Genomic DNA, 13170 nt, shown 5'->3' on the forward strand with positions numbered 1-13170 from the left:
ACAACGCTAAAAGTATTATGCTTATCTTCACGTTAATTAAATGAAATAAAAAAGAGAACCTTGATTGAACAAGATTCCGAATACACGATTTAAGGCAATTTCATGTATAAATACGTGAATAATGCCAAATTATAAATGCCATTGGGATTCAATAATCTTACTCCTTTTACTTTATTTAATAGTGTGATAAATAGGCTACACTTAATTGAACAATAAAAGTAAGATCTTGTAAAATTCAAGTGAAGAAAAAAGGAGAGAGGCAATGATGATCTATGCCACAAAAATCAAAATGTGTTCAAAGTGTCCGCCACCCTGGACGTGCCACGATATTGATTCTATTTATTTAGAGGGAGAGGGGAAAAACAAATTTTATAAGAAAGAGGAAATCTATCATTTTTTACGAGACGATCAGGACATCATTCAAGTTCGATTGGGATCTAATCGAGAACTCCAACCCGTGTTAGGTCTTCCTCCTCTGAAGTATATTCGGTCGGAAGCTTATGATACCAAACAAGACTTCCTATTAAAGTTTGATCAAGCATAAGAAATTAGTTTAATAGGAGGAAGTAAGAGCAAACGACTCACACAAAAAAAGCATCCTGCTTCTTTCGGATACTTTTTTGTGTGGTCCACTTTTTGTGAATCCTATAGATGGGACGATTTCTACTGTTGTTTTGGAAAAACTTTGAACGAGTCGCATCTTTTGAAGAACCTATTTTTCAATTTGTTCCTCTCTCTTATTAATGGTTTTTAAATACCTATAAATACTAGGTTCTGAGACTTTCAATGCTTCAGCCACGCGAGGGACAGCACCTTTTAATTGAAAGACCCCTTTCTTTTCTAATTCCTCTACGATTTTTATTTTCATTTCCTGATGAAGAGTAAAGGGTCCTCTTAATTTTTCCGGGTCAATCATTGAGAAAACTACCTCTTCGATCATTCCCGATAAATCCTCCGTTGATTCTGAATGATTTAATCCCTGTTCTATAGAATAGGGACCTTTTTTTGTAGGAGAGGGTTCGTTACTCTGTAGATTGGCTAACTGTAAAATTTTAGTAGATAGGTTTCTAAATTCGCTTGTATCAACATTTATACAGAGAAGGCCTAACAAAATGTTCTCTTGATTTTTAATAAAAAAGGTAGAGCCTTGTATGGGAGATCCTGTTTTAGTTAGTGCCTGATAATTTGTTACAAAGTCTTTTTCTAAATATACTTCATTCTGGATTAGTTCCAGAGCAAAACCAGTTAAAGGAGACTGTTCTGTCCTGCCACTAATGTGCGAATTTGCAATAGCAGCTATGTAGGAACCATCATCTTCTAGCCAGTGCAAGACAATCTCGTACTGAGCACCCAAAGATTTTTCTAAAAATAGGACAAACATTTTGTATTGCTCTAGAACTGGATTCATCACCATTGTTCCTCCTTTTATTCTTCTATGTTTCTACTCTTTTGTAAAGCTCTTAGGCAACAAATAAATGAAGCAGTTATAAGGAAAGTAAAGGTGTGTTCTGATTTAAAGGAATGTACGAGATCCTACAAAATAATAGGATAGGAAGATTTCCCAAAATGATTTTCCTGTACAAACTAAACCAGTACTTTCTTCTTACTTATCGGTAGGATAGTTTTAGTTATATTGATTTTAATAACTATTTATAAAGCAAAAAAAGGCCATAGGAGCTAGAAAAAGAAAAGATATAATTTAGTAAGCTTCTTAATGCTAGAGATAGAACGAAAGTAAGAACAAACACAAGAGTGCTGACCTAGATCTTTTATTAAAATTTTCAATCACATAGATGTGATAATTGTGATGATAAAGTTCATTACTTTCGTACGTATTTTTCTCTTTTTTAGAGAAGTACTGAATGAAAAAAAATAATCAGCAAGGTTTGAAAGAGAGAAAAAAAGGATAACCGTTTACGTTTGTAATCGTATCTATTGTAATTATACATAATAGTTTTCTTTTGTCAAAGCTTCATACTTGATTATCCAGGAGGAGTTTTCTACGGTTATTATAGAAGAAGATATGAAAAATTTTTTTTTATTATTATACTATTTCTTTTTTTCTATAGAATTTTTTTGCTTCCTTTTTTATTTCACACAGATAAAAATTCCAATTTTCGTCAAGGAGTACGGCGCTCCCTTTAGAAAAAAGGTAGTAAAGTGTTACGGAAAGAAAAATGCGTGGAAGTAATGATGAATAAAAGTTCTATAAGTTTTTTGGGATTACTCAGTATGTATAAACTGGATTACATATTTTTAAAGGAGATTATATATGATAATTTTATCTGCAGGTATTGTGTCCGTGGTGTCAGACTTTTAATGAGAAATCAGACAATGATTAATACTGTTGACTATGTGCAAGCAATGGTTCCTCCTTATTCTACCGCGATACTAGTAAGTAAAAGAACTAACTAAACCTTTGAGTAGGAAGGTGTATTTATATGGAGAGATACCTAGAACCGAATGTTTGTAGGGTTCCAATTGCCACATGTCGTATAGATTTACAAATAGACGACTCTGTTAAGTAGCAGAGTGGAAAGGGGATGTTTGATAGAAAATAAATCAATTTAAAATAATAAAAAGAAGAAAATAGTCCCAGTAGATGAGAAGGTACTCTAAAATACTAGTGCTACATCTAAATGTTTGCAGTACATATTCGATGGAAAGAGCCTGTTCTGAAGTATTTTTCGAATATTTATATAACGATACCTGTTTGCCATTTTAAAAATCAAGATTATAAGAAGGATATTTTAAATAATATCTACTCGATTAAATAAAAGAGTTGACAGACATTGATTACAAGTGTAAACTGTAGATAGAATAAACGTTTACAAATGTAATCGTATGTAAGGAGAGAATATTATGTTACCTACTTTATTCAAAATAACAGATGCTGAATGGGAAATCATGCGTGTAGTCTGGGCAAATGAAGCAGTCACCAGTAAAGAAATTATCGCTATTCTGAAAAACAAAAAACAATGGAAAGCTGCTACGATCAAAACGTTAATCGGACGTTTAGTCGAGAAAGGGGCTCTCCACACCTTGGAAGAAGGAAGAAAATTTATTTATTCAGCAGCAATTACTCAGGAAGAAAGCATGGATGTGGTCACGAAGGATGTTCTTTCTCGAGTTTGTAATAAACGTAAAGGCCATGTCATTAGCACGATGATTGCTGATACTACTTTGAGTAGCGCCGATATTTTTACATTAAAGGCTTTATTGGAACAAAAAAGTACGATGGCACTGAATGAGGTGTTGTGTGAATGTGTGTCAGGGCAATGTGAATGTGAAGAACAACATCATTGAGAAAACGAAAAGAGGAGAAAGATGGAAAAGAAAGTTTTTAGTATAGAAGGGATGACCTGTGCTTCATGCGCTCAAACAATAGAGAAAGCTACTGAGAAGCTAGCTGGAGTAGAAATGGTCCAAGTTAATTTGGCTACTGAAAAGATGACTATTCAATTCGATAACACCATACTAACGGAGACTGAGATTAAAAAAGCAGTAACCGATGCAGGGTATGCTGCGGTGTCAAATATACGTAAAAAAACATTTATTATAGAAGGGATGACTTGTGCATCTTGCGCACAAACTATTGAAAAAGCAACACGTATGCTTCCAGGGATAAACAACTCCTCAGTCAATCTTGCAACTGAAAAAATGGTAGTGGAGTACGATCCAACGCTACTAAATGTATCAGAAATCACGAAAGTAGTAGCAGATGCTGGGTATGAAGCTCACGAGGAAGTAGATTCTGCTGAATCAGTGGATTTAGATCGTGAAAAAAACAGAAACATATTAAAGATGTGTGGCATAGGTTTTTAATGTCCACTATTTTCACCGTTCCATTATTGTACATTGCCATGGGGCACATGGTAGGGCTCCCTCTACCAGAAATCATTAATCCGATGGTATATCCTATGGCCTTTTCTCTAACGCAGTTATTGTTAACGCTCCCAGTTATGTACTATGGTCGTAGTTTCTTTACGGTTGGATTCAAGACCTTACTGAAAGGACACCCAAATATGGATTCTCTTATTGCGCTTGGGACTAGCGCAGCATTTATTTATAGCTTATTTGGGTCCTACATGGTTTATTTGGGGGATACTAGTTTTACAGCGTCCCTTTATTACGAATCTGCAGCTGTTATCTTAACATTGATTACTTTAGGAAATTATTTTGAAGCAGTTTCAAAAGGGAAAACGTCAGAAGCTATAAAAAAATTAATGGGTCTAGCACCGAAAACGGCTCGTATATTACGTAATGAACAAGAAATTGAAATAGCAATTGATGAGGTACAAGTTGGAGACGTCGTTGTTGTCCGTCCTGGTGAAAAAATACCGGTTGATGGAATTGTGTTAGAAGGAAATACATCTATTGATGAATCAATGTTGACAGGTGAAAGTATGCCAGTAGAGAAGAAGCCAAGTGACAAAGTTATTGGTGCAAGTCTAAACAAGAATGGAAGCTTTCAATACGAAGTAACAAGCGTTGGAAAAGATACGGCTTTATCTCAAATTATTAAATTAGTAGAAGATGCTCAAGGTTCAAAAGCTCCCATTGCAAAATTAGCTGATAAAATTTCGGGTGTTTTTGTTCCAATTGTTATCGTACTTGCAATCTTAGCTGGTTTAGCATGGTTCTTCTTAGGACAAGAATCATGGATTTTCGCTTTAACGATTACAATTTCTGTTCTTGTGATTGCATGTCCATGTGCACTAGGGTTAGCCACACCAACGGCTATTATGGTAGGAACGGGAAAAGGCGCCGAAAATGGAGTCTTAATTAAGAGTGGAGGAGCTTTAGAAACCACTCATAAAATTGAAACGATTGTTTTTGATAAAACAGGGACCATCACAGAGGGGAAACCTAAAGTGACCGATATTGTACCTACAGATGGTTTTTCTGAAACAAACCTTTTACTTTTAGCGGCTTCTGCCGAAAAAGGTTCGGAGCACCCATTGGGTGAGGCGATTGTAAATGAGGCTAAAGAAAGAAACCTAGAATTGAGTAAAATAGATTCCTTTAACGCCATTCCTGGCCTTGGAATTGAAGGAAGGATCGATGGTCAACATTTCTTGCTTGGAAATAAGAAATTGATGAATGAAAGGCAGGTTTCATTGGGAGACCTAGCGGGAACTTCAGATGAATTGGCTAGTCAAGGTAAAACGCCCATGTATATTGCGAAAGAGGGGAAAATTGCAGGGATTATTGCTGTTGCGGATACGGTTAAAGAAAACAGTTTGAAAGCCATTGAAAAACTACATCGAATGGGTATTGAAGTGGCTATGATTACAGGAGATAACAAGCGGACAGCAGAGGCTATTGCTAAACAAGTTGGTATTGATCGCGTATTGAGTGAGGTGTTACCAGAAGATAAAGCGAACGAAGTCAAAAAACTCCAAGCGGAAGGTAAAAAAGTTGCCATGGTTGGAGATGGAATCAATGATGCACCAGCTCTAGCACAAGCAGATATTGGGATCGCTATTGGTTCCGGTACAGATGTTGCAATGGAATCAGCTGATATTGTTTTGATGAGAAGTGATTTGATGGATGTTCCCACAGCTGTTGAGTTAAGTAAGGAAACAATTAAAAATATCAGAGAAAATCTATTTTGGGCTTTTGCTTATAACATTTTGGGTATTCCAGTAGCGATGGGACTCTTACATGTATTCGGTGGCCCTTTATTAAGTCCGATGATTGCAGCTGCGGCAATGAGCTTTAGTTCAGTATCCGTGTTACTAAATGCTTTACGGTTGAAGAGGTTTAAACCTTCTGCTTCTAAATAGAAGAAAAGGGAAGTGTGGTTAGTCATCCTTCGTTCCCACAGTTTATGGATTTCAAGTTAGGATTATAAAATGATATCGTACAGAAAAAAATTAGAATCATCGTTTTTAGGGATCAATAATAAAGGAGGAAAAGAATATGGACAAAAAAAAGAATCATACGAGCAGTAAGAAGGAGCAATCTTCTCATGACCATCAGAATCATGGTCCTATGAATCATAATCATGAAGAAAGTAAAGATCCTACCTCTCCTCATACTTCTCACGAGGAGCATGAAAATCATGGTGGTCATCGTGGTCATGAACACCATCATCATGGTAGTTTTAAAGAAATATTCTTGAAATCTCTCCCATTTGGAATCATTATTATGTTGTTGTCTCCAATGATGGGGGTTACTTTTCCCTTTCAATTTTCGTTTCTATATTCAGATATCCTTGTTTCTATACTGGCAACTCTACTCATTGTATATGGAGGAAAACCTTTCTACATGGGTGCAATGGATGAGTTTAAACAAAGAGTACCAGGAATGATGGCCCTTGTAACACTGGGGATAGGGGTTTCTTATTTTTATAGTATTTATGCTGTTGTAGCTAGATACATTACTGGCGAACACATCATGGATTTTTTCTTTGAATTTGCTTCCCTACTTTTAATTATGTTACTCGGTCATTGGATTGAAATGAAAGCAGTAGGAGAAGCTGGAGATGCTCAAAAAGCTCTTGCTGAATTAATGCCAAAAGATGCTAATCTTGTTTTAGAAGATGATTCTATTGAATCACGTCCGGTCTCTCAGTTACAAGTTGGTGATTTAATCCGTGTTCAGGCTGGCGAAAATATCCCTGCAGATGGTGTAATCCAAAGAGGGCAATCAAGAGTCAATGAATCTTTATTAACCGGCGAATCAAAGCCTATTGAAAAAAATACGGGAGATAAAGTAATTGGTGGTTCAACAAATAATGAAGGTGTTTTGTATGTCGAGGTACAAGAAACTGGCGATAAATCGTTTATTTCTCAAGTACAAACGTTGATTAGACAAGCGCAAGACCAGCCTTCCCGAGCTGAAAACCTTGCTAATAAAGTAGCAAGTTGGCTATTTTATGTTGCAATAGCGGCAGCTGTAACGGCATTCATCATCTGGCTGTTTTTAACGGATGTACAAACGGCCATTCTATTTACAGTAACTACTTTGGTTATTGCTTGCCCCCATGCACTAGGGTTAGCTATTCCACTTGTTGTAGCACGAAGCACGAGTTTAGGTGCCAGCCGTGGATTGCTCGTTAAAGATCGTGAAGCGTTAGAATTGGCAACAAAAGCAGATGTAATGATTTTAGATAAAACAGGAACATTGACTACAGGTGAGTTTAAGGTTTTGAATGCAGAAACGTTAAGTAACCGCTACAGTGTAGATGAAGTACTTGCTTTAATGGCCGGAATTGAAGGTGGATCCAGTCACCCAATCGCTCAGTCCATCGTAAGCTATGCTGAAAATAAAGAAGTTAAACCGACTACCTTTAGCTCTATAAATGTAATTTCTGGTGCCGGAGTTGAAGGAGAAACAAATGGTCGTCTCTATGAATTGATCAGTCAAAAGGCATTTGGAAAGACCATTGAATTTGATATTCCAAAAGGAGCAACGGTTAGTTATTTAGTTGAAGAAGGAGAAGTAATTGGGGCTGTTGCTTTAGGTGATGAATTAAAACCAACGAGTAAAGAACTCATGAACGTACTGAAGTCTCGGGGAATCAAGCCTATTATGGCGACTGGAGATAACGAGAAAGCTGCTCAAGGGGTTGCAGAAGAATTAGGAATTGAATACAAAGCAAATCAATCCCCACAAGATAAATATGAGTTGGTTGAATCCTTAAAGAAGGAAGGGAAAACTGTAATTATGGTAGGAGATGGAGTGAATGATGCACCTTCTCTTGCTCTAGCGGATGTTGGAGTAGCGATAGGAGCGGGGACACAAGTAGCTCTTGATTCAGCAGATGTCATTTTAACGCAATCTGATCCAGGTGACATTGAGTCCTTTATTGAATTAGCTCATAAAACAACTAGCAAGATGAGACAGAACTTAATCTGGGGAGCCGGATACAACTTTATTGCAATTCCTATAGCTGCAGGAATCTTAGCACCTATCGGAATTATCTTAGCTCCAGCTTTAGGAGCTGTGTTAATGTCAGTTTCAACGGTTATCGTGGCCATCAACGCTATGACGCTAAGATTGAAAGATTAGTAGATTTTAAAATGAAGTTTTAAAAAAGAATTGTAATCAATATGTTCTTGAATAACTAAATTCACTTTGTATATGGGAATGGATTGTTTGTTACGAAATTAAAAAACTTTACAGTTTATTCCATTTTGTAGGCCTGTATTTTTGGGAAATTAACGATTCAATCCATCTATTTTAACTAGAGAGAATGACGTTAACGTATTTTATTTTTTTAAATAGATACAGAAGGAGGATGTTATATTTATGACAGTAAAAGTAGCAATCAATGGGTTTGGTCGCGTTGGTCGATTAGCTTATCGTCGAATCAAAGAGTTAGCTAGTACGGAATTAGAGGTGGTTGCCGTTAATGATTTAACTGATATGGAAGACTTAGCTTACTTGTTAAAATATGATACTGCTCACGGCACACTCTCCTATTCCATAGAAGTGGAAAAGAACTCTCTTTTTGTTGACGGAAAAGAGGTTAAAGTCTATGAGGAAGCAGATGCCAGCAAACTACCATGGGGAGAACTAGGAATTGATATTGTCCTTGAGTGTACGGGTTTCTATGCGTCTTCAGAAAAATCCAATGCTCACTTAGAGGCAGGAGCTAAAAAAGTGATGATTTCTGCTCCCCCTAAAGATGAGGGTACAAAAATTGGAGTATATGGAGTTAATGAGGAAACATTGACCCGGGATGATCGTATTGTTTCTGCTGCTTCCTGTACAACGAATGCGCTGGCTTTGATGACAAAAGTATTAGTCGATGAATTCGGCATTCAAAGAGGTCTGATGACAGGTTCGCGTGCCTATACAGCCACACAATCTCTTCAAGATGCTCCCGGTGGTCGCAAGAAACGTGCAGGCGCGCAAAATGTTATTCCAGCAACTACAGGTGCCGCTAAAGCATTAGGTAAGGTTATACCAAAAGTAGAGGGAATAATAACAGGCACTTCCACTCGTGTTCCTGTTATTACAGCAGGCTTTGTCGAACTTTATTCCGTACTCGACCAAAAGGTAACAATTGATGAGGTAAACGAAGCAATGAAAGCTGCTTCGAGTGAGGCTTATGGGTACACTCAAGATGAAGTAGTGTCTTCTGATATAGTTGGTGACACTCACGGTTCTACCTTTGATGCGACCTTAACGGAAGTAATGGATGCAAATGGTGGACAGATGGTGAAAACAGTTGCTTGGTATGATAATGAGTACGGGTTTGTTTCTAATATGATTCGACTCCTGGAATATTTTGCAAAACTAGGTTAACTCAGTAGATGAGGTCCTCCATCCCACGTTAGGAGTATAGAAATGAAAACATGGATAACAATTGAAGGGATAGCGTGTGCAGTTTGTTCAGAAGAAGTTGAGGCAGAACTCCTAGCTACACATACTGTAGAAGTGGTATTTAATGGTCTACACAGAAAAATACTCTTTATCCATTTGAAAAAAGGTATTACTAAACGAATATTTTTGAATGCGATGAGTAAGATCCCCGTAATGTTGAACACAGTCACAACAAAGTATGGGTGTACCTGCCAGTGTTGTGCAGATATAAAAATTGATCTTTCAATGGATTAAGAAGCTTGCTAGATCTAGATTATACATTAAAACGAAAAGAGGGAAACAATTATGAGAACAGAAGTAAGGGTAGAAGGTATGAAGTGTAAAGGGTGCGCTCATACGGTCCAAGAAAAATTGGAAGCAATTGAAGGTGTAAATTCAGTAGAAGTAAATTTAGAGAATAAAAAGGTTGTTGTAGAAAGTAAATCAGAAATTAACAAAGAAGCATTTAGAACTGCATTATCAGAAACAAACTACTCTGTCGTTGGGTAAAATAGAAAATAAACATTAGAAAAAAATGGATACCATTGAAAAATTAAATAGGTACTTCAAAGGTAGTGTGGAAGAAAAGTAATGGAGATGTTATAGGGACTTGGTAACCTTGTAATGTCTCCATATTGTCTCCATGAGTTGTTGATACTATTAAATAAGTAAAAAAAGATATGTAAAAGATAGAGAAATCTAGTTTCAAAACAAACAGTCCCAAAGAGTATCAAGCATTAAATAAACAGATCGCTTTTGTCTATTAAAAAATAATTAACGGAGACAAAAACCTGCCAATGGACTTGTATCTCAGGAGGAAACAATGAAGAGGAATAAAAAGAAAATATTCAGAATTTTACGGACTACTATCTGGTTGGGTTTGCTTTTAGTTTCTTTAGATGTGAAAGCTGCACCGGTCGAGGAACTAAATCAAGAAAAGACAAAGTTAGAGAACAGACTAAATGAATTAAATGAAGATGATAAAGGGCAGCAAAGGGAAATAGATACCCTTGAAATTAGAAAAGAGCACCTTGGAATTGAAACAGCTCTCCTTCAAAAGAAGATTGATAAGCTTACCCTGCGGTTAGTTGAGCAGCAGGAAGATTTATATAGTTTCGAAGGAAAAATAAATGAGTTAGAGAAAGAGACACAAAGGATAGAGGAACGAATCATTCTGAGGGAAGAGAAACTGGAGACTCAAGCTCGGACTGTACAAACAGATATTAGTCCAGCCATTCTCCTAGAAACAGTAATCAACTCAGAAAACATTGTAGAAGCAAGGGGTAATGTAAATCTAATAAATCGCATTATGAGTAATAATCAGGAAATTATTGTTCAACAGAAAAATGACAAAGAAATATTGGTAGAAGTAAAGCAAGAGGTAGAAGAAGAAAAGATGAAAATAGAAGAGCTACGCACAACGATGGAAGTGGCAAAAACCAATCTCATCACACAAAGAGCAAATTTGGAAAATGAAATTGTCCAAATTGGAAAAGAATATGAACTTTCGATTGCAGAAAAAGAAACTATTAGACAAGAACAACAGAGTATTATAGATGAAACAAGTATTTTATCTGATGAATTAAAAAAAGAGCAAAACCGACTAGTAGAAGAGGAAGCAACTAAACAACATATCTTACAGGAGGAAGCTATGGAAATGGCAGGTGAAATTGCTCCAGAGAGTTTTTTTGAAGAGAGTGTTGCAGTGATCGATAAAGGAGACTCTTCAGAAGAGTCTCCTTCTAATAGGCAGCAGAAGAAGGAGAGTACATCTGGATTCATAGTACCAAGCGATGGCGTTGTAACAGATCCACTTGGCCCTCGAATTCATCCTATCACGGGGGAACGGAAACTGCATACAGGTATTGATATTATTGCAGGTTCGGGGCCAATTAATGCCGCACAAGGCGGAACCATTTTAGTTGCTGGCTTTCATAACTCTTGGGGGTATTATGTAAAGATGGATCATGGAAATGGATTTCAGACTCTATACGCTCATATGGAAGCAGGTAGCCTTCTTGTTGCTCCAAACCAAGTAGTGTCACAAGGACAACAATTGGGAATAATGGGATCAACGGGGGACTCTACGGGGATTCATCTACATTTCGAGATCTATGAAAGGGGAGTCCAAATTAATCCTGGACCTTATTTGGGACTATAGAGACATCAAAAATTATACAGTTCATATGTATGGGGGTAAACCATGGAAAAAAAAGTAGAAGTAATTGACCGTGTGGCCTTTTCACTAGGACCCCTCACCATCTATTGGTATGGCGTCATCATTGGGGTAGCTATGTTGCTTGCCGTTTCATTAGCCTCTAGGGAAGGTCAAAAAAGAGGGTTTAGAGAAAATACGATTATGGATATGACTATGTGGGCCATTCCGATTGGCTTAATCGGAGCTAGAATTTATTACGTTCTCTTTAAGATGGATTACTATATACAAAATCCTTTCGAAATCATCGCTATCTGGAAAGGAGGGATTGCCATTTATGGCGGTCTAATCGCAGGGGGGCTGTCCATCTATTGGTTTACCAAAAAAAGGGAATTCCTTTTAGCTTAATGGTAGATGTTCTAGCTCCCTACGTCCTCTTAGCCCAATCCATTGGTAGATGGGGGAATTTTATTAATCAGGAAGCTCACGGTGTAGAAGTAACTCGTGAGGTTTTAGAGAACTTATATCTTCCTGATTTTATCATTAATCAGATGCAAATAAATGGCGTATACTACCATCCTACGTTTCTATATGAGTCTTTATGGAGTCTCCTCGGATTTGGATTGATTCTCTTTTTCAGAAATCGCAAAGGTTTGTTACGGCAAGGGGAAGTGGCGCTTAGTTATGTAATTTGGTATTCATTAGGAAGGTTTTTTATAGAAGGCATGCGGACAGACAGTTTGTGGATAGGAGAATTCCTACGAGTTTCTCAAGGTCTATCTTTAATTCTGTTTGTCAGTGCTATTGGGATTTGGATATATCGAAGAAATGATTATCCACCTAAACCATACTATTTGGAAATAAGAAAATTTGATAGAGAATGATCAGGAAGATTAGCAGAAAAAAGTAGAATTTCAAACAGAAGGGAATGTTTACTATGTGGAGGTTTTCTCAAGGAGGCATGGGTAGTATGGGCGGTATGATGTTAATGGGGTTATTTTGGCTCATCATTTTTATTGTGATTGTGTATCTAGTTATAAAAGTACTTTCTAATAAAACGGGGAGTTCCATAAGGGAAGAAACCCCGCTAGATATCCTTCAAAAAGAATTTGCGAAGGGAAACATCACAGAAGAAGAGTACTTAAGTAGAAAGAAATATATAGAGTAAATGAGAGGAATCTTGAGGCTCATAGAGGAGGTAGAATTCAATCAAAACATACCTAAGAATGGTAAAGCCTTTTGATGTTATTATCGTTTTCTTTCTGATTGTTCTATCGTTTTTACCATCACTGATCTTTACTTCCCATACTGTTCATAGTGATGCGAATAAACGGTATGCAGTTATCTCAATCAATGGGGAGGAAATGGATCGTTTCCTCCTGACCGGGAATGAGGAACATAAACTAATTACGTATTATCCAGCACCGGGGATCTATAACATTGTTGAAATTGATGGAGAAAGAATTCGTGATAAAGAAGATAATAGTCCTCAACAAATTGCAGTAAGAACAGGATGGATCCAATCTACTGGGCAAACTAGTCTCAACATTCCCCATCGATTTCTTATTGAAATCGTTTCAGAGAATCGAGAAGAGTCAGACATTGATATCCTGGTAAAATAACGAGAGAGTTGATTAACAGAGAACCTAGTATAAGCAGTACGATAAAAGGTTTAAAAAATTGATTCTTGAAAATAG

10 protein-coding genes and 2 pseudogenes are annotated in these 13170 nt (G+C 36.9%); 11 read left to right on the forward strand and 1 reads right to left on the reverse strand.

What is annotated here, in order from left to right; all coding sequences use genetic code 11:
- Positions 1-262: 262 nt before the first annotated feature.
- Complete coding sequence (locus LZ578_RS12120) at positions 263-544, forward strand: hypothetical protein (RefSeq protein ID WP_235146544.1); 282 nt, start codon at positions 263-265, stop codon at positions 542-544.
- A 168-nt stretch (positions 545-712) separates the two neighbouring features.
- Here LZ578_RS12120 and LZ578_RS12125 read toward each other — a convergent pair whose 3' ends face one another.
- Positions 713-1408 carry a transcriptional regulator gene (locus LZ578_RS12125; protein ID WP_235146545.1) on the reverse strand — a complete coding sequence of 232 codons (696 nt, stop codon included), beginning with the start codon at positions 1406-1408 and terminating at the stop codon, positions 713-715.
- A gap of 1454 nt (positions 1409-2862) precedes the next feature.
- On the opposite strand from LZ578_RS12125, the gene LZ578_RS12130 reads away from it, so the two are divergent.
- The 10 genes and pseudogenes from LZ578_RS12130 to LZ578_RS12175 all read left to right on the forward strand — a co-directional run bounded on the left by LZ578_RS12130 (position 2863) and on the right by LZ578_RS12175 (position 13095).
- Positions 2863-3306, forward strand: a complete 444-nt coding sequence (locus LZ578_RS12130) for a CopY/TcrY family copper transport repressor (protein WP_235146546.1) — start codon at positions 2863-2865, stop codon at positions 3304-3306.
- Positions 3307-3327: 21 nt separating this feature from the next.
- Positions 3328-5789, forward strand: a pseudogene (locus LZ578_RS12135) (heavy metal translocating P-type ATPase).
- Positions 5790-5925: 136 nt separating this feature from the next.
- Entirely contained in the window at positions 5926-8019 is a 2094-nt protein-coding gene (locus LZ578_RS12140) for a heavy metal translocating P-type ATPase (RefSeq protein ID WP_311198628.1), read from the forward strand.
- 240 nt (positions 8020-8259) lie between these two features.
- Positions 8260-9261: a type I glyceraldehyde-3-phosphate dehydrogenase gene (gene gap / locus LZ578_RS12145; RefSeq protein WP_235146472.1), complete on the forward strand. Its 1002-nt coding sequence runs from the start codon at positions 8260-8262 to the stop codon at positions 9259-9261.
- 42 nt (positions 9262-9303) lie between these two features.
- The gene (locus tag LZ578_RS12150; RefSeq protein ID WP_235146473.1) at positions 9304-9573 is read left to right on the forward strand and encodes a hypothetical protein; all 270 of its coding nucleotides are present in this window, start codon (positions 9304-9306) and stop codon (positions 9571-9573) included.
- A 51-nt stretch (positions 9574-9624) separates the two neighbouring features.
- Positions 9625-9828, forward strand: coding sequence for a heavy-metal-associated domain-containing protein (locus LZ578_RS12155; protein WP_235146474.1), 204 nt, complete (start codon positions 9625-9627; stop codon positions 9826-9828).
- 313 nt (positions 9829-10141) lie between these two features.
- Positions 10142-11479: a peptidoglycan DD-metalloendopeptidase family protein gene (locus LZ578_RS12160; protein WP_235146475.1), complete on the forward strand. Its 1338-nt coding sequence runs from the start codon at positions 10142-10144 to the stop codon at positions 11477-11479.
- A gap of 42 nt (positions 11480-11521) precedes the next feature.
- Positions 11522-12357 (forward strand): annotated as a pseudogene (gene lgt, locus LZ578_RS12165) (prolipoprotein diacylglyceryl transferase).
- Between the two features lie 53 nt (positions 12358-12410).
- Positions 12411-12641, forward strand: a complete 231-nt coding sequence (locus LZ578_RS12170) for an SHOCT domain-containing protein (protein WP_235146328.1) — start codon at positions 12411-12413, stop codon at positions 12639-12641.
- Positions 12642-12699: 58 nt separating this feature from the next.
- Positions 12700-13095 (forward strand): NusG domain II-containing protein, encoded by a 396-nt coding sequence (locus LZ578_RS12175; protein ID WP_235146476.1) that lies wholly within the window; start codon positions 12700-12702, stop codon positions 13093-13095.
- Positions 13096-13170 lie beyond the last annotated feature (75 nt).

It is taken from the genome of Jeotgalibaca sp. MA1X17-3, from assembly GCF_021513155.1.
Classification (GTDB): domain Bacteria; phylum Bacillota; class Bacilli; order Lactobacillales; family Aerococcaceae; genus Jeotgalibaca.

What these genes read in the sequence shown, in the direction of transcription:
- LZ578_RS12120 (WP_235146544.1), top strand. Translation starts at nt 263, where the DNA reads ATGATGATCTATGCCACAAAAATCAAAATGTGTTCAAAGTGTCCGCCA.
- LZ578_RS12125 (WP_235146545.1), bottom strand. Translation starts at nt 1,408, where the DNA reads ATGAATCCAGTTCTAGAGCAATACAAAATGTTTGTCCTATTTTTAGAA.
- LZ578_RS12130 (WP_235146546.1), top strand. Translation starts at nt 2,863, where the DNA reads ATGTTACCTACTTTATTCAAAATAACAGATGCTGAATGGGAAATCATG.
- LZ578_RS12140 (WP_311198628.1), top strand. Translation starts at nt 5,926, where the DNA reads ATGGACAAAAAAAAGAATCATACGAGCAGTAAGAAGGAGCAATCTTCT.
- gap (WP_235146472.1), top strand. Translation starts at nt 8,260, where the DNA reads ATGACAGTAAAAGTAGCAATCAATGGGTTTGGTCGCGTTGGTCGATTA.
- LZ578_RS12150 (WP_235146473.1), top strand. Translation starts at nt 9,304, where the DNA reads ATGAAAACATGGATAACAATTGAAGGGATAGCGTGTGCAGTTTGTTCA.
- LZ578_RS12155 (WP_235146474.1), top strand. Translation starts at nt 9,625, where the DNA reads ATGAGAACAGAAGTAAGGGTAGAAGGTATGAAGTGTAAAGGGTGCGCT.
- LZ578_RS12160 (WP_235146475.1), top strand. Translation starts at nt 10,142, where the DNA reads ATGAAGAGGAATAAAAAGAAAATATTCAGAATTTTACGGACTACTATC.
- LZ578_RS12170 (WP_235146328.1), top strand. Translation starts at nt 12,411, where the DNA reads ATGTGGAGGTTTTCTCAAGGAGGCATGGGTAGTATGGGCGGTATGATG.
- LZ578_RS12175 (WP_235146476.1), top strand. Translation starts at nt 12,700, where the DNA reads ATGGTAAAGCCTTTTGATGTTATTATCGTTTTCTTTCTGATTGTTCTA.